This window comes from Candidatus Contendobacter odensis Run_B_J11 (genome assembly GCF_000531125.1).
GTDB classification, from domain to species: domain Bacteria; phylum Pseudomonadota; class Gammaproteobacteria; order Competibacterales; family Competibacteraceae; genus Contendibacter; species Contendibacter odensensis.
Genome location: NZ_CBTK010000004.1, coordinates 1 through 19,636 on the forward strand (window position 1 = coordinate 1; position 19,636 = coordinate 19,636).

Annotated in this window: 14 protein-coding genes, 1 pseudogene and 1 riboswitch; of the genes and pseudogenes, 6 read left to right on the top strand and 9 right to left on the bottom strand. The window is 58.1% G+C overall.

Annotated features, from left to right (window positions below):
• Positions 1-93: 93 nt before the first annotated feature.
• Entirely contained in the window at positions 94-669 is a 576-nt protein-coding gene (locus BN874_RS23120; RefSeq protein ID WP_195912065.1) for a transposase, read from the bottom strand.
• 154 nt (positions 670-823) lie between these two features.
• Between BN874_RS23120 and BN874_RS23125 the strand changes: the two are divergent.
• Positions 824-1,216, top strand: a pseudogene (locus tag BN874_RS23125) (transposase); the annotation flags it as partial.
• Between the two features lie 87 nt (positions 1,217-1,303).
• Here the strand turns inward: BN874_RS23125 and BN874_RS00265 are convergent.
• Positions 1,304-2,317, bottom strand: coding sequence for a GGDEF domain-containing protein (locus tag BN874_RS00265; protein WP_034430017.1), 1,014 nt, complete (start codon positions 2,315-2,317; stop codon positions 1,304-1,306).
• Between the two features lie 6 nt (positions 2,318-2,323).
• Entirely contained in the window at positions 2,324-4,501 is a 2,178-nt protein-coding gene (locus BN874_RS00270) for a putative bifunctional diguanylate cyclase/phosphodiesterase (protein WP_051497233.1), read from the bottom strand.
• Positions 4,502-4,607: 106 nt separating this feature from the next.
• Between BN874_RS00270 and BN874_RS00275 the strand changes: the two genes are divergently transcribed.
• The gene (locus tag BN874_RS00275) at positions 4,608-5,453 is read left to right on the top strand and encodes an SDR family oxidoreductase (protein WP_034430019.1); all 846 of its coding nucleotides are present in this window, start codon (positions 4,608-4,610) and stop codon (positions 5,451-5,453) included.
• 27 nt (positions 5,454-5,480) lie between these two features.
• On the opposite strand, the gene BN874_RS00280 is transcribed toward BN874_RS00275, so the two are convergent.
• The 5 genes from BN874_RS00280 to BN874_RS21970 all read right to left on the bottom strand — a co-directional run bounded on the left by BN874_RS00280 (position 5,481) and on the right by BN874_RS21970 (position 12,233).
• The gene (locus tag BN874_RS00280) at positions 5,481-7,724 is read right to left on the bottom strand and encodes a 6-phosphofructokinase (RefSeq protein WP_034430021.1); all 2,244 of its coding nucleotides are present in this window, start codon (positions 7,722-7,724) and stop codon (positions 5,481-5,483) included.
• 76 nt (positions 7,725-7,800) lie between these two features.
• A complete protein-coding gene (locus tag BN874_RS00285) occupies positions 7,801-8,955 on the bottom strand; it encodes a sodium ion-translocating decarboxylase subunit beta (RefSeq protein ID WP_051497234.1) in 1,155 nt (384 codons plus the stop codon).
• 1 nt (position 8,956) lies between these two features.
• Positions 8,957-10,846, bottom strand: coding sequence for a biotin/lipoyl-containing protein (locus tag BN874_RS00290; RefSeq protein ID WP_034430023.1), 1,890 nt, complete (start codon positions 10,844-10,846; stop codon positions 8,957-8,959).
• Positions 10,847-10,864: 18 nt separating this feature from the next.
• The gene (locus BN874_RS00295; protein ID WP_034430025.1) at positions 10,865-11,128 is read right to left on the bottom strand and encodes a hypothetical protein; all 264 of its coding nucleotides are present in this window, start codon (positions 11,126-11,128) and stop codon (positions 10,865-10,867) included.
• Positions 11,129-11,258: 130 nt separating this feature from the next.
• The gene (locus tag BN874_RS21970; RefSeq protein ID WP_051497235.1) at positions 11,259-12,233 is read right to left on the bottom strand and encodes a biotin--[acetyl-CoA-carboxylase] ligase; all 975 of its coding nucleotides are present in this window, start codon (positions 12,231-12,233) and stop codon (positions 11,259-11,261) included.
• 75 nt (positions 12,234-12,308) lie between these two features.
• On the opposite strand from BN874_RS21970, the gene BN874_RS00305 reads away from it, so the two are divergent.
• Together BN874_RS00305 and BN874_RS00310 are read left to right on the top strand one after the other, a co-directional pair.
• Positions 12,309-14,153 carry a helicase-associated domain-containing protein gene (locus BN874_RS00305; RefSeq protein ID WP_034430032.1) on the top strand — a complete coding sequence of 615 codons (1,845 nt, stop codon included), beginning with the start codon at positions 12,309-12,311 and terminating at the stop codon, positions 14,151-14,153.
• Positions 14,150-15,829: a DNA repair helicase XPB gene (locus BN874_RS00310; RefSeq protein ID WP_034430034.1), complete on the top strand. Its 1,680-nt coding sequence runs from the start codon at positions 14,150-14,152 to the stop codon at positions 15,827-15,829. The genes BN874_RS00305 and BN874_RS00310 overlap by 4 nt, the downstream gene beginning before the upstream one ends.
• Positions 15,830-15,850: 21 nt before the next feature.
• Here the strand turns inward: BN874_RS00310 and cobJ are convergent, their stop codons facing one another.
• The gene (gene cobJ / locus BN874_RS00315; protein ID WP_051497236.1) at positions 15,851-16,621 is read right to left on the bottom strand and encodes a precorrin-3B C(17)-methyltransferase; all 771 of its coding nucleotides are present in this window, start codon (positions 16,619-16,621) and stop codon (positions 15,851-15,853) included.
• A gap of 371 nt (positions 16,622-16,992) precedes the next feature.
• Positions 16,993-17,078: riboswitch (cyclic di-GMP riboswitch) on the top strand.
• An 11-nt stretch (positions 17,079-17,089) separates the two neighbouring features.
• Here cobJ and BN874_RS00320 point away from each other — a divergent pair.
• Together BN874_RS00320 and BN874_RS00325 are read left to right on the top strand one after the other, a co-directional pair.
• Positions 17,090-17,386 (top strand): hypothetical protein, encoded by a 297-nt coding sequence (locus tag BN874_RS00320; protein ID WP_034430035.1) that lies wholly within the window; start codon positions 17,090-17,092, stop codon positions 17,384-17,386.
• Positions 17,387-17,506: 120 nt separating this feature from the next.
• Positions 17,507-19,636 (top strand): C1 family peptidase (locus BN874_RS00325; RefSeq protein WP_034430036.1); only part of this gene is annotated, 2,130 nt, incomplete at its 3' end.

Consider the following 19,636-nt stretch of genomic DNA (forward strand, 5'->3'; position numbering starts at 1 on the left):
TTTGTATGCCCACCAAAAATCATAGAGTTACCGCAATTGACTCCGAATTTATTGAGGCATAAAAAGTGGTTTATGATCGACAACATTCTGTTTTTAAACAGAATTTATACCCCTGCAATTCCCAAAGAGCCAGTCCAGCTTCCGTACTCCGTTGATAAACTTGGTTTTACTGTAATAAACGTCGGCCAGTACATAACGAATACCTGCTGGAAAAGCTGGAGAATCCGGTTGAAGATGCTTTAAATAGTCGTCCACACGGGTTTCTTTTTTAGGAGAATCCAATTTCGGTGTTTGGCGACTGGAGAGGTGATACGCCGTGTTGTCATCGATATCGACTAAGGCCAGTGTAGAAATTTCCAACCCTTTTTCAGCGCGCCCTTGTGCGCCCTTGTAAAAGGAATTTAAGCCATAAGTACATGGGCCACTTTTTGGAATAAAAGTAGCGTCAATGGCGACCGCAAATGTAGAATTATGGGTAAGGGTTTCTGCTAGACTAAGCCGATTAAATTCGACAAAATTGAAGGGCCTACGGAACCCCCGGGAATAGGTTTTTTCATGTAACCCACTATAACGGCTTAGATTACGAAAATTCGCCTTTCCCGGTAGATACATCAGCGTCGTGAGTACCACAATCAGAAACGTGCGTTGGGGTTTCAGGACTGTGGACATTTTCTTTAAAACAGTGTCTATTAGCAACATGGGAACCTTTGGGTTAGGTTTGAAATGTCGTTATGGTAAACAACCTTTTACCATACCAAAGGTTCCCTTTTCACATCAATCAGCTAGATAAAACTGTCCGAAGTATTGTTTAGGAAACCCCGAAAAATATGATTATGAGTATGAGCGTAAAGGGGTTAATAACGTGTTTATGGTTTTTGAACCCTTAGACGGCCAATGGCACGTCAGTGTCACCGATCACCGGACCAAGGTCGATTGGGCAAACTGTGTGAAAGACATCGTCGATCTTCATTATTCTGAAGCGGCCAAGATCACCTTGGTCATGGCTAATTTGAATACGCATAAACCGTCCTCACTGTATGAAGCTTTTCCGCCAGAAGAAGCCCGACGCTTGTTAAACAAGTTAGAATTTCATTCTACCCCAAAGCATGGGAGCTGGCTCAACATGGCAGAAATAGAATTTAGTGCTTTAAAACGTCAATGTTTGGATTGTCGTGTTCCAAACCAAGAGACTTTAAAGCAAAAAATCGCTGACTGAAAACAGCATAGAAATGAGAAAATGATCAAAGCAAATTGGCAATTCAAAACCGAAGATGCACGAGTTAAACTCAGAAAATTATATCCATCAATTAAAAACTGATATAGCACTACGCCGTCGCTCCACAAAAAGACTGTTACCGCTGATCAGCTTGGCCTGGTGCTTGGCTTCGGCTGCCAAGGCGGCGACATCATGATGTGAACGGCAATCGTCGATGTCGGGCTGAACCACACCGATGGACAGGCTAAGCAGCGGAAAAAACTGTTCCTGGTCGCGCCGGTCATGAGCCATGATTCCTCCCCGATGCTGATCGTCCTCGGTGTAGAAACGGGGCGCGGCTTGACCGAAGACCTCAAGAATGTGTTCGCAGCGCGGGCGCCAGTCCGGGCTTGCAAAGATTACGATGAAGTCGTCGCCGCCGATGTGACCGACAAAATCCTGTTCCGGATCGGTGTGGGTCACCAGGATCTGGCCGACCTGTTGAATGAGTTGATCGCCTTTCTGATAGCCATACACATCATTAAAGGGCTTGAAATGGTCGAGATCGCAGTAGGCAACTGCGAACGGTCGGCGGGATTTGAGCGCCGCTTCGATTCGGTCCTGAATGGGCACGTTGCCCGGCAGCAGAGTCAGGGGATTGGCGTAACGAGCTTCGTGGACGCGCAGATCAGTGATCTTTTCCAGCAGATTCAGGGTCCAGCCCAGCCCGCTGTAGCACCGGTCGCGGACAATGATAAAGGCGTGAGGATCGCTAAACCGATCCGTGCGGCCGGTCACCAGCCGACTGGCATCTTCAAGCAATAATTCTTCGGGGATGATCAACGGTTTTGGATCCATGAACAGGATGGCCGGTTTTCTGCCGTGCAACTCCCGGCCAAAATTCGATAAAAAAATATCCATGAAATCCAGGCGGCGGATCAGGCCGATGGGCTGTTTATCCTGAACAACCGGTAAATAGTACAAATCCTTATTCCGGCGAAGGATCGTGCCTACCGCATCGACGGTTAAATCGGGCGCGATGCTGGGATTGGGCGTGACCAGACAGCTCACCGTTTTCGGAAGCGGCGAGCGATTTTCAGCATATCCTTGCGGCAAAGCCATAAGCCTTCAAGCCTCGGTGAGTTCGACGGCATCTTGCACGTCGCTGAAGCCTTGCCGAATCCATCCTGCGACGAAATCGGCTGCGGGTACGGGCTGTCCAAAGAAGTAGCCCTGTGCCAGATCGCAGCCCTGATCCAGCAGGATCCGGCGCTGCTCGTCGGTCTCCACCCCTTCGGCGACCACCTGGAGACCGAGGCCGTGGCCGTGGCCGAGAGCAATAATTGTGGCGGCCAGGGTGCGGTCGTCGGGATCGCTGACCAAATCGCGCACGAAGCTTTGATCGACCTTCAGCGCGGTCAGGGGCAGGCGCTTGAGGTAGCTCAGGCTGGAGTAGCCGGTGCCGAAGTCATCGATGGCCAGACCTACCCCCAGCCGTTCCAGCGCCAATAGGGTCTCCTCCGTATTTGGCCCAATCTCCAGCAGGCTGGACTCGGTCAGTTCCAGCTCCAGCGCTTGCGGAGGCAGACTGTGGGCCGCGAGCAGACCCTGAATCTGCGCCACCAAGCCCGAATTGCGGAAATGACGGGCGGCCAGGTTCACCGCCACGGTCAAGGGGGGTAGCCCCGCATCGCGCCAGGCCGCCTGTTGTCGACAGACTTCTTTCAGCATCCAGTCACCCAGTTCGGCGATGAGATCACTGGCTTCCGCCAGCGGGATGAAGCGCCCCGGCGGGATCAGGCCATGGTCGGGATGACGCCAACGCACCAGCGCTTCGGCGCCGATGATCTGGCTGTCACTCAGCCGCACCTTGGGCTGGTAATAGGCGCACAACTGGCTCGCAGCGATAGCCCGGCGCAGTTCCGATTCCAGCACCAGCCGCTCGAAGGCGGCAGCGTTCATTTCCTGGGCGTAGAACGTCCGAGTATTACGCCCGTTCTGTTTGGCCTGATGCAGCGCGGCATCAGCATTTTTCAGCAGATCGGTGACGTTCGAGCCGTCATGGGGATAGAGGGCGATACCGATGGACACGGTGATCCGCAGAGAATGGCGAGCTACCGGGAAGGGTTGACGGAACGCGGCCAGTATTTTGTCCGCCACCCGCAACGCGCGCTCCTGATCGGTTTCCGGCAGCAGCAGCACGAATTCATCGCCGCCTATCCGGCAGACCGTATCCGTATCTCCTGTGAGGGTCTTGAGCCGCGCCGCCACCTGCACCAGCAGAATGTCGCCTTCGGTGTGACTGAGCACATCATTGATCTCCTTGAAGCGGTCCAGGTCGAGAGACAGCAGCGCCAGCGCCTCGTGCCGTCGCGCCGTCAGCGCCAGCGCCAGTTCGGCGCGCTGACCCAGCAACGCCCGGTTCGGCAGATCGGTCAAGGCGTCGTGATAGGCCAGATGTTCGATGCGTTGTTCGGCAGCCTTCTGGTGGGTGATATCGGTGGCGACGCCGACGTAGTGGCTGGGCCGACCGGACGCATCCCGCACTTCGCTGATCGTGGTTAGGACCGCATAGGTTTCGCCGTCCTTGCGTTGGTTCCAGAACTCGCCCTGCCAGAAACCCTTGCGACCTACAACCTCCCACAGCGGGGCAGAGTGGGCGTCCGCATACCGCCCGGATTTCAGGAAACGGGGGTTGCGTCCCAGCACTTCCGCTTCCGAGTAGCCGCTCAGTGCGGTGAAGGCGGGATTGACTGCAACGATGTTGCGCTCAGTATCGGTAATGAAGATGGCGTCCCGGGTCGCTTCGAACATCGCCGCCGCCAGCCGCTGCCGTTCTCCGGTGCGTCGCCGCTCGGTGATGTCCCGACCGGCGCCTCGATAGCCGCTAAAGCATCCCCTCTCATCGAACTGCGGTTGACCGTTGATGCTGAGCCAGCGCTCTTCCCCCGCATCGGTGCGAATGCAGTACTCGAATTTCCGAAAGGGTTGATGAGCGTCCAGCATCGCGCGGTGCGCCGCCCACTGTTCAGGGGTCAGGTTGGTGGACAATTCCCAGCGGGTCTTGCCCAGCAGCTCGGTAGAGGGAATGTGGGTCTGCGCTAACCCCGTGGAGAAATAGGTGAATCGGAACTGCGCGTCCTGCTCCCAAAACCAGTCCGAAGTCATCTCCAAGAGATCGCGGAAGCGGGCCTCGCTCGCCCGCAGCCTGGCCCGCAGTTCGATTTCTGTATGCTGATACTCGTTTAAGAGCTGGCGTAGCCGCGCTACGACTGAGGCTGGAGCCGAGATATTGATACTGTTCATAATGAGCTATTCCCGATTCACTCAGTGAGATACCAATTTCATCAGTACATTGTTATATTTTTATTGCTATTACTCGACTCATGCCGATTAAATCAGCGGGGCGACCATGAACGGCAAAACGATTCTGATCACGGGCTGTTCCTCAGGCATTGGCCTTTGCGTGGCCCGTGGTTTGAAAACACGCGGCTGGCGAGTATTCGCCACCGCGCGGCAGTTGGCAGACGTAGCTCGGTTGCAGGCGGAAGGATTGGAAAGCCTGGCGCTGGATCTGCGCGATTCCGCTTCAATTCAGGCAGCGGTAGCGGAAATTCTCGACCGCACCGACGGGCGGCTGGATGCGCTATTCAACAATGGCGCTTATGGTCAGATGGGCGCGGTAGAGGACTTGAGCCGTGAGGCGCTGCGGGAGCAGTTTGAGACCAATCTGTTCGGGACGCTGGAACTGAGCAATCAGGTGATTCCGATCCTGCGCCACCAGGGCGGGGGACGGATTCTGTACAACAGTTCAGTGCTGGGGCTGGTGGCGTTGCCCTATCGCGGGGCCTATACCGCCAGCAAGTTTGCTTTGGAGGGACTGGTGGATACCTTGCGGCTGGAATTGATCGGTACCGGTATCCATGTTTGCCTGATTGAACCGGGGCCAATTCTCAGCCGGTTTCGCGACAATGCCCATATCGCTTACCAGCGTCACATCCGCGCTGAAAACAGTCCGCACCGGGAAAAATATGCCGCGATGGAAGCGCGGCTGCTCAAGGAAGGACCAGCGGCGCCCTTTACGTTGCCACCGGAGGCGGTGTTGGAGAAAGTGATTCATGCGCTGCAAAGTCGCCGCCCCCACCCACGCTATCCGGTAACGGTGCCGACCTGGCTGTTTACGGTGCTGCGGCGGTTGCTGCCGACCCGTGCGCTGGATGCAGTGCTGCGGCGGGCGGGCGGCGACGGGCGGCGGTAATGATTCAGGTCTGAGAGTGAGGGTTGTTCAGGTTGCGCCCGGCGCTTCCGCCGCGCCCCTTGATTGCGCCATGGCGGTTACCACCGGGCGTAGTTCCAGCCACCACTGTTCTTTGGGTCGTCGGTAGGTCCAATCCACCATCTCCGCCATCCGGCTCAGCGGGAAGACCGTCACTTTACCTTCAACCAGGCCGATAAACGCCCCCTCTGTCGTGCCGCGTTCCAGTTGCTCGATCAGGAAGTTGATGCAATGCGCGGCCAGCCGGGTCGCCAGAATGCGGTCGTAGGGTGAGGGGTTGCCACCCTGCTGGATGTGGCCCAGCACCGCGTTGCGCACGTCGAACAAGTCGCGGCCTTCCTCCTCAAACAGCGCGCACATGAAGTCAGTGGTGTAATGCGGGTTGGCGCGCTCATTGCGGATGGTCAGATAGAGCCGCCGGCCATCGTGGAAACTTTCGACCATGTGTTCGACTTCGGCTTGCAGATCCTTGAGCGTCACGCCCTCCTCATGCAAGTAGACCCGCTCCGCTCCGCCGGCCAGACCGCTCATCAGCGCCAAATAACCGCAGTAGCGCCCCATCGTTTCCACTACAAAACAGCGCCGCGCCGCCATCGCCGACTGTTTGATTCGGTCCAGCGCCTCAACAATGGCGTTGATCGCGGTATCCGCGCCGATGCTCAGTTCCGATCCGGGCACGTTGTTATCAATCGTGGCTGGCAGGCAAATCATCGGAATCTTGAAGGCCGGGTAGCGGTCGCGTTCGCTGTATAGCGTGTGCGCCGCTTTGTAAGCCATCCAGCCGCCAATAATCAGCAGGCCGTCAATCCGGTGGTTCTCAATCGCCCGGGCCACGGCGTAAAGCTGCTCGACGGTGGGGATATTCCGGCTGGTGCCCAGTTCAGAACCGCCCAGCGCGGTCCAGCCTTCGACATCGCCCCAGGTCAGCTCCTCAATTCGACCCGCTATCAGTCCCTCGAAACTGCCGCGCACCCCCAGCAGGGTATAGCCGCGATCCAGACCAAAACGAACCGCAGCGCGAACCGCAGGATTCATTCCCGGTGCTAGTCCACCGGCGTGAATAATCGCCAGGCGGCGCGGGCGAGTGGGTGGGGTGACACTAGGTGAGGCTTCGGCCATCGCCTTGAAAATCTCAAACATCTCGGTAAAGCTGCCGCCGCGTAACTCCATCGCTTTGGCGTAATTCTGTTCAGCAATCATCCGAGCGACGGCGCGGGTGAGTTCAACGCACTGCATCAGCGGCACCCGCCGAATGCGGTTATAGCGGATGCCGATCAATTGCGGTTCGGTGTCGGGCGTGGCCGAAAGCACTTCCTCGACGGCGGTATAGCCCAGCAAGGTACTCATCCAGCGGTCGAAAGCGCTAGGGGTGCCGCCGCGCTGCACATGACCGAGAATGGTCACGCGGGTGTCCTCGCCCAGCCGCTCCTCCAGCACCTGCCGCACATAATCGCAACTGATGGGGTGGCCGGCGCGGTCGTGAGCACCCTCGGCGACCACTACAATACTGTCGCGGCGACCGGCGGCCCGTCCGTTGCGCAACAATTCGCACATCCGTTCTTCCCAGCCTTCGGACGGGGGATTTTCGGGAATCAGCACATAGTCGGTTCCACCAGCAATGGCACTCATCAACGCCAGATAACCGCAATGTCGCCCCATAACCTCGACTACGAAGCTGCGCTGATGACTGGCGGCGGTGCTGGCGATGGCGTCAATGGCTTCGATGATCCGGTGCAGGGCGGAATCAGCGCCGATGGTCATATCGGTGCCGACCATATCGTTGTCAATCGAGCCGACCAGACCAGCGATCATCAGCGCTGGATGTCGTTGAGCGGTTTGCTCATCAATTTCGTCGTTCTGGTGCAGTTCCGCGACCAGATCCGGCCATTCCCGGCGGAATTCATCAGCGCCGGACAGACTGCCATCGCCGCCGATGATGACCAGCCGATCAATGCCATGCCGGATCAAGTTAAGTGCGGCACGTCGCCGACCCGCCCGTTCGCGGAAGGCGGCGCAGCGGGCGGTGCCGATGATGGTGCCGCCACGATGCAGGATGCTGCCGACATCATCCCAGGACTGCGGCCGGATCCGGTCACCGCCGTCCACCATGCCTTGATAGCCTTCGTAAACGGCGTAAACCGCCGCGCCCATGTGCAGCCCGGTGCGGACCACGGCGCGAACCGCCGCATTCATACCTTGGGCGTCGCCACCGCTGGTGAGAACGCCGATGCGTTTGGGTGAATTGCTGGTCATTTTGGAATTTCCCTGTTGGTTGAGAAGGAATAGCGCGAAGAGTAACCCGCCATTCCTTCCACCGTGTTAACGCAACTTAACGCAGCAGCGCCAGGAACATCCCGGCGGCCACTGCTGAGCCGATTACGCCGGCCACGTTGGGACCCATCGCCGCCATCAGCGGGTTCACCCGGCCTTCAGTGTGATCAGAAACGAACTTCTGCACTACCCGCGCTGACATTGGCACTGCCGACACGCCCGCCGCGCCGATGCACGGGTTGATCCGCTTGCCCTCCGGCAGGAACCGGTTCAGCAACTTGGCGAACAGAATGCCGCCCGCAGTGCTGCACGAGAACGCAATGGCTCCCAGCACCAGGATAAACAAGGTGCGCGGTTGCAGGAAGTTGCCTCCATCCATGGTGGAGCCGACCACCAGGCCAAGAAAGATAGTGACGATATTGATCAACGCGCCGCCAGCCGTCGTACTCAGCCGGTCGGTGACCCCGGATTCGCGCAGCAAGTTGCCAAACATCAACATCCCGATCAATGGCGCGGCGGAAGGAATCGCCAGACTGGACAGCACGGTGACGAACACGGGAAAGATGATCACCGCTTCCCGCGACACCGGGCGGGCTTGCGGCATATTGATTTCCCGTTCTTCCGGGGTGGTCAGCAGCCGGATGATCGGCGGCTGAATCACCGGCACCAGCGCCATGTAGCTGTAAGCGGCCACCGCCACCGCACCCATCAGATGCGGGGCGAGAATCGCCGTCAGAAAAATGGTGGTGGGACCGTCCGCGCCGCCGATGATGCCGATGGACGCCGCTTCTTCAGCGGTGAACCCGAACAGGTAGAACGCGCCCAGCGCCGCCACGAAAATTCCCAACTGGGCCGCCGCACCCAGCAATAAGGTGATCGGACGACTCATCAGCGGACGGAAGTCGGTGAGCGCGCCGACGCCGAGGAAGATGACCGGCGGCAGCAATTGGGTCTTGATCCCCATGTTGTAGATGAATTGGAACAAGGGAACGGTTTGACCCGGCTCGGCGTGGTAGCCGCTCGAGGCGCTGAGCATCGCTTCCGGCAGATTGGCCAGCATCGCCCCAAAGCCAATCGGGATCAGCAGCAGCGGCTCGTAGTCCTTTTTCACCGCCAGGTACATCAGCGTCCCGGCGACGACGAACATCACCATGTTCTGCCAGCTCAGGCTGCGGAAACCGCTCTGGGCGATCAGTTCCAGCAAAGTATCCATATCACCCGCCAATGCTCAGGATGGGCTTGTCGGCGGAGACCGAGCTGCCCAAATCCGCATGAATTTCCACGATGACCCCCTCGCAGGGAGCGCGCACGTCGTGCTTGGCTTTCATCGCCTCGACCGCAGCGACGATATGGCCTTTTTGCACCCGTTCCCCCACTTTGACATGGATATCCACCAGTTCCACTTTGCCTTCAAACGGCGAGAACACCGGTGTGGTCTGGCTGGCGACGGCGGGTGCAGCGACTGGCGCGGGCGTAGCGATTGCGGTTGCAGGGGCGGCGGCGGTTGAACCCGCTACAGCCGGCGGATCAATGGTGACGCGGAACGTGCGGGTGAAGCCGCCTTCGACCACGGTGCATTGGGTGGTCATCGGCGTGGTGAAGGCGGGCGCAGCGACGGTCGCTGCTGGAGCGGGAGCAGTGGGCGCGGCGGGCGCAATTTCCGCCGGTTTGTCCTTGGATTTCAGCGGCAGATTGATCTTGGCCTTGCCGGTCAACAAGCGGATGCCTTCGTTCAGCTCCATGTTCTTACCGGGGACAATGGCGGAAGCGACCAGGAAGATATTTTCTTCGGTCAGCGCCAGCTTGCGCTCGCGCAGCGCCTCCTCGGCGAGGGCGATGCTGTCCGGGGCTTTTTCCAGCGGGTCGCCGTCGAACGGTTCCAGCTTGAGTTGCTCGATGGCCAGTTTGATCACTGCCGGGTCTGGCGCTTCCGGGGTACGGCCAAAGTAGCCCAGCACCGAGCGGCCATAACCGGCGTCGATCTTCTTCCAGCGCCCGTGCAGCACATTGTTAAACGCCTGCAACCAGTATTGCTGACTGCCGGGGGTGACGCTGGTCCACGCGCCGCCGGCCCGCACCACTTCGGGGAATTCGGCCAGCACTTCACCGTAGCGGTTCAGAATGCCGGCTTCTGCCATCATCTGGACATTGGGGCCAATCGCACCGCCTGGCATCGGGAAGTTGACAACCCGCGCATCGGCGGAAGTGGTCACCGGGTTGAACGAGTACTCCTTCAAGCCTTCATCCAGCAATTTTTCCAGCTCATCCATCTTGCTGGCGTCAATATCGAGCGCGTAGCCGGTGCCCTTGAGCGCGTGCCACATCGAGCGCACATCGGGTTGCGCGGTGCCGGAGGCCAGCGGCCGCACTGACAGGTCAATTCGATCCACGCCCCCGGCGATGCCTGCCATGTAGCAGGCGACTGCCATGGACGCGGTGTCGTGGGTATGCATGGATAAAGGAATTTCAGAGGGCAGAATTTTCTTCAGACCCTTGGCGGTTTCGTAGCAGGTGTGCGGGTCAGTGGTGCCGGAGGCGTCTTTCATGCACACCGAGTCGAAATGGATACCGCTGGACAGCAGCTTTTGCACCAAGCGGATATAAAAATCCGGGGTATGCACCTGGTCGGATTGATAGGGCAATCCCATCATCGCCACACACACCTGATGGTGCATTCCGGCGTCCACAATCGGCTGGCCGGTCTTGACCAGGTTATCTACATCGTTCATGAAATCGAAATTGCGGTCAATGGTGGTGCCGTGCTTCTTCATCAACCGGGCCTGCATTTCCAGCGCCTTGAGCCGTTGCGTCGTCAGGGTGACGCCGGAAACCGAACGGGTGAGAATTTGCAGATCGGCGTTGGGACCGACCGCGTCGCGCATCTTGTCCATACAGACGAAGGGATCTTCGCCCGCGTAGAAGTAGGGTGCCTGATAGCGGGCGCCGCCGCCGAATTCAAAGTGGCGGATGCCCATCGCCGCTGCCGCCTGCATGGCGGGCAGCACATCATCAACGCGCACATTGCCGCCGAACACGCTTTGAAGACCATCGCGAAAAGCGGTCAACATCACGCAGATTTTTTTAGGGAATGGGGCAAAGATCATGGTAACTCCAAAAGAAGGTTAGCGAATTTCTTCGATGTGGGTGACGCGAGCGCCAGGGGCGATGGCATTCACTGCTGAGGCAATGGCGACGGCGATCACCGGGTCAGCGACTCGAGTATCCGTTTGCGCCGCGCGCCCGACCGGTAACGCACGTTCAGTCTGCGGCGTGCGTTCGGGGAACAGTTCGATCAAGCCACGCAGGGCGCCGGCCAATAATGAAAGCAGGCCCATGACTGCGATGAAGGCATTGAAGCAAATCAAGAAAAGATTGGGATTTTCCATAATGCACGTTCCTGCTGCGCCATATCGGCGATTTTTAAGGGTTAAGCAGCCATAGTTGGGGGTTTGTGCGGACAGATTTAAGCATAGCGGTTGTTGATAATGATGGGAGTGGTTTTAGGCGGATAGGTGACTATTTGACAGGCGAATCATCAGGCGGAAGCAGAACCAACCGGGCATTCCGTATCGGTTCATCCAGACCTTCGAGCATCAATGATAAATCGGGCCGGATGTCCAGCACCCGACCCTGCGCCATCGGCGGCGTGTGGGACAAATCTTGGCAAGAAGCCGGCCACAAGCGCACGTCACCGCCGATGCATAGCGAGAGGGCGCGGTACTGAGCATAAAGGTTGGATGAATTCTGTTTTCGCAACGCCTGAACTCCGGCATCCAGTGCCGCCACCAACGCCGCAAACAAGCCGGGCAATGATCCCCGCAGACCGGGATCAAAGTCGGTCAGCGCCGCAGCGCCGGGGGCGAAAGGGCTTGGATCAAGCATCGGCGCCTGTTCAATATTGATGCCGATGCCGAAAAGTGCGTTGATTACCTGATCACCCTCGATCTGGGTGGCGGTGAGGACGCCAGCGACCTTGCCCGTTGGCAGCATCAGATCGTTGATCCATTTGATCGTTGGGGCGCAACGACCGGCGCTGGTCTGCCGGATCGCGTCGGCTGCCGCGACTGTCGGCAGCATCATCAAATCCGCTTCAATCCGCGCAGCAGGGAGATCCAAGCGGTAATGAGCAGTCAGATGCAGGTTGCCGCGCAGCGCCGTCCAGCCACGTTGTCTTTGGCCGACGAATCCCGAACCTTCCAGCGCCAGCGCGATCAGGCCATCCGGCAATTCCTGACGGTCGCGCAGGATTGCCTGCAACGCCTCAAACTGAGACGCGGACGCCCGATCAATCAGCATCACGCGCCGTGCCGGCCAGGCGTCTGTTCCAGCAATCTCGCAACGCCAGCATGAAGCCGCCCCAGCCAGCAGGCACCACAATTGGCGGTCGGCGGTGGATAGAGGATCGATAGAGTACGGCGACCAGGTTGCGCCATCGGGCAAAAAAACGGCGGTGGTTTCCGGTCGGTCAGTGAGGAATAGCACTTCAGGCATCGCTTCGCTTTAGAATGTCCGTCGAACGACAAGCATCTATCATAACCAAATCTACCCTGTCTCCGAATTGTCGCTATGGCCTACGCTTCCAACGAACCACAATCCATTCCCACGCTGTTTGATGCTTTGCAAACCGAAACCGTCGACACCTTGAAGAAACTGGCGGCGCTGGCTGGCGTTCAGCAGAACATGCCGGTTCGCAAGGCGAATCTGGTCGAATATATCAAGCAGCGCATGGCCGGTGAAAACCTTCAGGTGCTATGGCAGCGTCTCGATACCCTGCAACAGGCAGCTGTGGCTGAAACGGCGCACGGTCCGAGTCCGTGTTTTGATGCCGAGCGCTTTGTAGCCAAGTACGGCCAGCTCCCCAAGTGGGGCGAGAAGGAGTTCTATAAAAGCAACCCCTCATTGCTAGGGCTGTTCTTCTACAGCAAGATCATGCCGGATGATCTGCGCCAACGTTTTAGATCCTTCGTCCCGAAACCGGAACCGGTGCGGCTCGCTCCGCAGAATGAAATTCCCGGCGAGTGGGCGCTGACCTACGAGGAATGGGATCAGGCGGCGAAAAAGAAAAAGGCGTATCGGAAGATGATTCCGATCACGCTGCGCCTGACCGAACGATCCGCCCTCCACGACCTGAAAGCAGTGTTACGGCTGATTGACGCCGGCAAGCTGGCGGTCAGCGATAAAACCCGCCAGCCCGGCGTCGCGGGTCTTAAAGCGGTCAATACAGTGTTGTTGGGCGGCGATTTCTATGACGACAGCGGCTATGGCGAATATGAAAAAATTGGTCTAATCAAGGCATTCGCCTGGCCGATGCTGGTGCAGGGCAGCGGCTTGGCGGCGCTGGATGGCAAGACCCTGCAACTGACCAAATCCGGGCAGAAAGCGCTGAGCGATCCGCTGGAAAATACCTTGGCGCAGGTATGGCAACGCTGGTTGAAAACCACCGTGTTCGATGAATTGCGACGGATTGACTGTATCAAGGGTCAGGCCGGCAAGGGCCAGCGCGGATTAACCGCTGTCGCCGGCCGTCGCGCCGCCATTAACCAGGCGCTGAAGTACTGTCCGCCGGGCCAATGGATCGCGGTGAATGACCTGTTTCGTCAGATGCGGGTGAATGGCCCGAATTTCGAGATCACCCGCGATCCGTGGAATCTCTACATCTGCGAGTCCGGTTATGGCAGCCTGGGTTACGAGGGCTTCCACGACTGGAAAATTCTCCAGGCCCGTTACGCGCTCTGCCTGCTGTTCGAGTACGTCGCCACCTTGGGATTGCTCGACGTGGCCTATATTCCGCCGCACGACGCCCGGCTGGATTATCGCGATCTTTGGGGCACCGACGATCTGTCGTTCCTGAGTCGCTATGACGGTTTGCTGTATGTCCGTATCAATCCGCTGGGTGCGTATGTGCTGGGATTGGCTCCCGCTTATCAGCCGACCGCGCCGGAAGCCGCCACGCCGGAAGTGGCGCTCATACGGGTATTGCCTACTCTGGAGATTGCCGCTATCGGTCCGCCGTTGGAACCGGCGGATACCATGCTGCTGGACAGCTACGCCGGCAAAATTTCCGATGCGGTGTGGAAGCTGGATCAACCCCGCCTGCTGGAAGCCCTGGAAGCCGGTCATGACCTGACGGCGCTGGCGGAGTTGCTGGTGTCGCTCAGTGGGCAACCGTTGCCGGAGACGGTGGAGCGGTTTCTGGAGGATATGGCCCGTCGCGCCCGCAGCGTGCAGTCCAAAGGCTCGGTCTGGCTGATCGAATGCGCCGACAAGGCGCTGGCCGCGCTGATCGCCAACGACAGCCGCACCAAACCTTATTGTCAGCTCGCCGGCGACCGTTCCCTGATGGTACCGCTGGACTCTGGAACCCGCTTCCGTAGCGCGCTGCGCAAACTGGGCTACATCATCCCCAAATGAACGATTACATCCCGGAAAATCCGCTGATCGTGCAGAGTGATCACACGGTGCTGCTGGAAGTGCATACCCCGCGCAGCGAAGCCGCCCGCGAGGCGATGACCCCGTTCGCCGAGTTGATCAAAAGTCCTGAACATATCCACACCTACCGCATCACCCCGCTCAGCATCTGGAACGCCCGCGCTGCCGGTCTGAATACCGGATCGATGATCGCGGTGCTGCGCCAGTACGCCAAATATCCGGTGCCGGAAGGCGTGGCTCAGGAAATCGAAGCCTTGGGGCGACGCTATGGGCTGGCGGTGATTGAACGCGATGCCGACGGGTTGATCCTGCGGGTGGCCGATGCGGCGCTGGCGGAATTGCTGGCCCGTGAGCGCAAGGTTGCGCCGCTGCTGGGCGAGCGGCTGGAGGATCAGGTGTTTCGCATTCGGCTGGGGGTGCGCGGTCTGCTCAAGCAGGCGTTGGTGAACGCCGGTTATCCTGCCGACGATTTGGCCGGTTACAGCGAAGGCCAGCAGTTGCCGGTGACTTTGCGCACCCTGAGCGGCAACGGTGAATCTTTTGTGGTGCGTGGCTATCAGCGGGAAGCGGCGGCGGCGTTTTATCAGGACGGTCAGGCGCGGGGCGGCAGCGGGGTGATCGTGTTGCCCTGCGGTGCGGGTAAAACCATAGTGGGTATGGCGACGATGGCGCTGGTGCAGGAAAACACCCTGATTCTCACCACCAGCCAGACCTCGATGGAGCAGTGGCGGCGGGAATTGCTGGACAAGACCGATCTGCCGGCGGACGCCATCGCCGAGTACAGCAGCCAGCACAAAAACACCGGGCCGGTGACGCTGGCGACCTATCAGATGCTCACCTATCGGCCCAGCCGCGACGCCGAATTTGTCCACTTCGGCCTGTTTCACGCCCGCGCCTGGGGATTGATTATTTATGACGAGGTGCATTTGCTGCCCGCGCCGGTATTTCGGGTGACCGCCGAATTGCAATCGCGGCGGCGGCTGGGGCTGACCGCGACTCTGATTCGCGAGGATGGCCTGGAAAGCGATGTGTTCGCGCTGATTGGCCCGAAACGCTACGACGTGCCGTGGCGCGAACTGGAGGGGCAGGGTTTTATCGCCGCCGCCGACTGCACCGAGATTCGGGTGGCTCAGACCCCGGAGCGGGATATGGAATACGCGCTGGCACCTCGGCGTAATCAGTTTCGGGTGGCGGCGGAAAATCCGCGCAAACAGCAGGTGGTGGCGGAATTGCTGAAGCAGGAAGCGGGTCATCGTATCCTGATCATCGGCGAATTCATCACTCAGGTGGAGGAACTGGCGGCGGCGACCGGTTTTCCGCTGCTGACCGGCAAGACCGCGCAACTGGAGCGGGAGCGGCTTTATCAGGCATTTCGGGAGCGTACCGTGCCGGGGCTGGTGCTATCGCGGGTGGGGAATTTCGCGGTGGATCTGCCGGATGCCGATGTGCTGATTCAGGTGTCGGGCCGGTACGGCTCGCGGCAGGAAGAGGCGCAGCGCCTGGGGCGGGTGCTGCGGCCCAAAAAGGACGGGCGGCGGGCACGGTTCTATACCGTGGTCAGTCTGCGCACCTGTGAGGAGGATTTCGCCCGCCACCGGCAACTGTTCCTCACTGAGCAGGGCTACAGCTATCGGATCGAGATGCGGGATAACGCTTGATGATCCACTCAACGTGCCCGATCAGTCCGCCAATTCCGGCTTGGTGTGATAGCCACGCGGGGTGTAAACCCAAGGGCCGACCCGCCGGGTTTCACTGTTGCCGACCAGCACCAGCGACAGCATGTTCAGCGGTTCCGGGTCGAGTTCGCCCAAAGTAGTGACGGTGATTTGCTCGCCCTTGCGGGTGACGTTGAAGGCGACGATCACCGGCGTTTCCGGCTGGCGGTAGCGCAACAGCGTTTTCTGGGCTTCCAGCAGTTGCCAGGAGCGCTTGTTCGATACGGCGTTGTAGAACGCCACCGCGAAATCGCCCTGACCGGCCAGATCGATCCGTTTGGCGATCAATTCCCACGGCGTCAGTAGATCGGAGAGGGAAATCACGCAGAAGTCGTGAGCCAGCGGAGCGCCGACCCGCGCCGCCGCCGCCTGCATCGCCGAAATGCCGGGAATAACCTCAATGGTCACCTCCGCCCATTCCGGCTTGGGTTTGCGCGCCAGCAGTTCAAACACCACCGTCGCCATGCCATAGATACCGGCATCGCCGCTGGAAATGAGTGCGGTAATTCGGCCACTGGCGGCGAGGTCGAGCGCCAGTGTCCCACGCGCCAGTTCTTCGCCCATCGGCGTCTTGTGGCGGATCTTGCCCTCGGTCAGCGGTCCAAGCAGGTTCAGATACAAACCATGCCCGGCCAGATCGGTGCAGGATTGCAGTGCCGCATGAGCGGCGGGACTGAGATGCTCCAGCCCGCCAGGGCCAGCACCGATGATGTAGAGACGTTGATTAGGGTTCATTACCAGCCTTTTAAGGTATTTCAGCAGGGCATTGCGACAGTTTAGCGGTTGATCGCCCTGATCGCGCTGTAAATGTACCGTGCCAATAAAGACATGAAGAGTGAATGGGCCAAAATGAGCGCGTCACGTTGGCGCTACGAGCGCATGATTGAAGGGTCAAAATGAACCGGTCGTCAGTAAAGTACCAAAGTTTTGTAGCCGTAAATCATTAACTTTTGACCGAGATTACTACGCCGTAACTGTGTATATAATGCTGAAATTAATTAAAATTAAATATAATCAATAAATTAAAAACTATGGCATTTATATTGCTTTAACTATATTGTCTTTTTGAAGTAATTAATCTCCAACTGTGACTGAATCCGGTTGGACTCTGAAAATGGCAAAACTACCGAAAGGTAGTGACGCAAAGTTACCGGTCTAAGGGGCACAGCCCTATGACAGCGGAACCTCCAGAGGAGTACCGTCATGGCTATCGTCAATTTCCATCAGCATGTTGTTCACAGTGGCTATTCACGCCGCGCTCGTTTCGCTTCCCTCGGATCACTTTTGGCACTGACCGGTGTATTGCTGACCAGCCCTACTTGGGCGACCGAATCAACGTCCTCCCTTAAAGACCCGCATGTTCAGACTATTGCTGCCCTTCAGGGGGCTGATAGTGCGCCGATAACGACGTCTGAATCCGCCGTTGCCGTGAACGCCACCTGGCAGGTAGAGATTGCCTATGTGGTTTCGGAAGCATCATCCGGCGTTTCTCAGGAATAAAGCTCTGCTGTTCCGGTACTACACTGTTTTCAGGAGCTTGAATGCTTGAGAAGCGGCTTGATGGCCGATGCGTCTTCCTGATCCGGCAGTCCTCAATCCGAATTTATTAGGAGCAAGGTTATGGCTATCCGTGGGTTTTCCCAGCGATCTGTTCACAGCGGCAATGCCCGTCGCATTAATTCGGTTTTCGCCAAGTCTGTTCTGGGGCTGCTAGTCGGATCGATCATTGGCGCTCCGGCGCTGGCGGCTGATTTGACGACGCCAGAAGCACAGGCACAATTAGAACGCAGCCTGACTCAGGAGGGCATTAACTACACGGTGATGCACGAGGGGCTTGATTCCCAGCGCATTATCATGAACGGTAGTTCTAATCTGGCAGCGTTGCGAAAAGCGCTGTACAGCTTACCGGCACAACAGGGCTTTTTGCGTGGTTCAACCATCATCACCTTATCCGGTCGTGTGCCCAAAGATAAAACCGTTCAGGTGATTCTGGAAAGCAATCTAGCGACTGGATACAGTTGGGGATTGGCAGACTCTACGACCAACCTTATGAGTCAGGACGGGGACAGCGTTTATGAGTCTAGAGGATTACTGGGCGGAACTGCTAAACAGACGATACTGGTCAAAGCCATCAAAGAAGGTAGTACCGAAACCAATCTGGTTTACAGACGGCCGTGGGAAAAGGATAACCTGACAGTTCAGGCCATGGCGGCCAGCGCCCCCAATAAAATCACCATTCAGCTCGACCAGATTCCAGATGTCATTGACCTGAGCGATCCGAATGCCATGGAGCAGGCAATGCCGGAAGATGGGCATAAAAAACTTTACAAGCCGGCGACAGAGTTGATGTTACCTACAGCAGCGCTACCGGCCGCCTGGGATTGGCGGACCAGCGGTGCTGGACTTACGCCTGTGCGTGACCAAGGACAATGCGGTAGCTGCTGGGCGTTTGCCACCGTCGGCGCTTTGGAGTCTGCATTTAAGGTAAAAATGGGTAGTGATGTTAATGCGTCCGAGCAATTTCTGGTGTCCTGTAATAGCAGTGGCTATAGCTGCAATGGCGGCTGGTTTGCTCATGATTACCATGCTAATACTTTAGGAAAACTACAAACAGCGGCTGGGGCAGTAGCAGAGACAACTACACCGTATACCGCATCCAACGGTAGCTGTAACAGTGTTAGCAATCATCCCTATCGTATATCGTCATGGAGCTATATAGCGGGATACACTGTACCCAGCATTGATCAAATTAAAAATGCTATTTACAACTACGGTTCAGTTGCTGCCTCAATCTGTGTAGGCTCTGCTTTTCAACGTTATACGAGCGGGGTGTTTAGCACGGACGAAAGCGCAGCTTGCGGTAGCAATAAAGTGAATCATGCCATTGTGCTAGTGGGTTGGGATGACGTCACTCAGACTTGGATACTCCGTAATTCCTGGGGTCCTTCTTGGGCTGAACAGGGATATATGCGTATTAAATACGGTACGTCGAATGTAGGTTTTGGCGCAAACTATGTTCAATTGGCGCAAGGCATAAATCAGAGCATTGGCGCGATCAGCTTTACTCCGGCGACACTGGCGGTCGGCGGCACCACTACAGCGAGCGCCACAGCGACCTCCCAACTGGCGGTGAATTTCAGCTCAAAGACCCCGACGGTCTGCACCGTGAGCGGCAGCAGCGTAAAGGGCGTGACGGCGGGAACCTGCACCCTCGCCGCCGATCAGGCCGGTAACGCCAGCTACAACCCCGCGCCGCAAGTCACGCAGAACCTGACCGTCGGCAGCAAACCCAAAACCAGCCAGACCCTCAGCGCGATCAGCTTCTCCCCGGCAACCTTGACCGTGGGTGGCACCACCACGGCGAGCGCCACGGCGAGTTCCAAACTGGCGGTCAGCTTTAGCTCGAAAACTACGGCAGTCTGCACCGTCAGCAGCAACGCGGTGAAGGGCGTGGCGGCGGGTACCTGCACCATCGCGGCGGATCAGGCCGGCGACGCGACTTATAACGCCGCGCCGCAGGTCACGCAGAACCTCACGGTGGGCGGCAAGACCAGTCAGAGCATCAGTGCGATCAGCTTTACTCCGGCGACGCTAACGGTCGGCGGTACCACCACGGCGAACGCCACGGCAACCTCGAAGCTGGCAGTGGTGTTCAGCTCAAAGACCCCGACGGTCTGCACCGTGAGCGGCAGCAGCGTAAAGGGCGTGACGGCGGGAACCTGCACCCTCGCCGCCGATCAGGCCGGTAAC

Bases quoted from the DNA above. Each gene is read 5' to 3' on its own strand.
- BN874_RS23120 (WP_195912065.1), bottom strand. From the start codon at position 669: ATGTCCACAGTCCTGAAACCCCAACGCACGTTTCTGATTGTGGTACTC.
- BN874_RS00265 (WP_034430017.1), bottom strand. From the start codon at position 2,317: ATGGCTTTGCCGCAAGGATATGCTGAAAATCGCTCGCCGCTTCCGAAA.
- BN874_RS00270 (WP_051497233.1), bottom strand. From the start codon at position 4,501: ATGAACAGTATCAATATCTCGGCTCCAGCCTCAGTCGTAGCGCGGCTA.
- BN874_RS00275 (WP_034430019.1), top strand. From the start codon at position 4,608: ATGAACGGCAAAACGATTCTGATCACGGGCTGTTCCTCAGGCATTGGC.
- BN874_RS00280 (WP_034430021.1), bottom strand. From the start codon at position 7,724: ATGACCAGCAATTCACCCAAACGCATCGGCGTTCTCACCAGCGGTGGC.
- BN874_RS00285 (WP_051497234.1), bottom strand. From the start codon at position 8,955: ATGGATACTTTGCTGGAACTGATCGCCCAGAGCGGTTTCCGCAGCCTG.
- BN874_RS00290 (WP_034430023.1), bottom strand. From the start codon at position 10,846: ATGATCTTTGCCCCATTCCCTAAAAAAATCTGCGTGATGTTGACCGCT.
- BN874_RS00295 (WP_034430025.1), bottom strand. From the start codon at position 11,128: ATGGAAAATCCCAATCTTTTCTTGATTTGCTTCAATGCCTTCATCGCA.
- BN874_RS21970 (WP_051497235.1), bottom strand. From the start codon at position 12,233: ATGCCTGAAGTGCTATTCCTCACTGACCGACCGGAAACCACCGCCGTT.
- BN874_RS00305 (WP_034430032.1), top strand. From the start codon at position 12,309: ATGGCCTACGCTTCCAACGAACCACAATCCATTCCCACGCTGTTTGAT.
- BN874_RS00310 (WP_034430034.1), top strand. From the start codon at position 14,150: ATGAACGATTACATCCCGGAAAATCCGCTGATCGTGCAGAGTGATCAC.
- cobJ (WP_051497236.1), bottom strand. From the start codon at position 16,621: ATGAACCCTAATCAACGTCTCTACATCATCGGTGCTGGCCCTGGCGGG.
- BN874_RS00320 (WP_034430035.1), top strand. From the start codon at position 17,090: ATGGCTATCGTCAATTTCCATCAGCATGTTGTTCACAGTGGCTATTCA.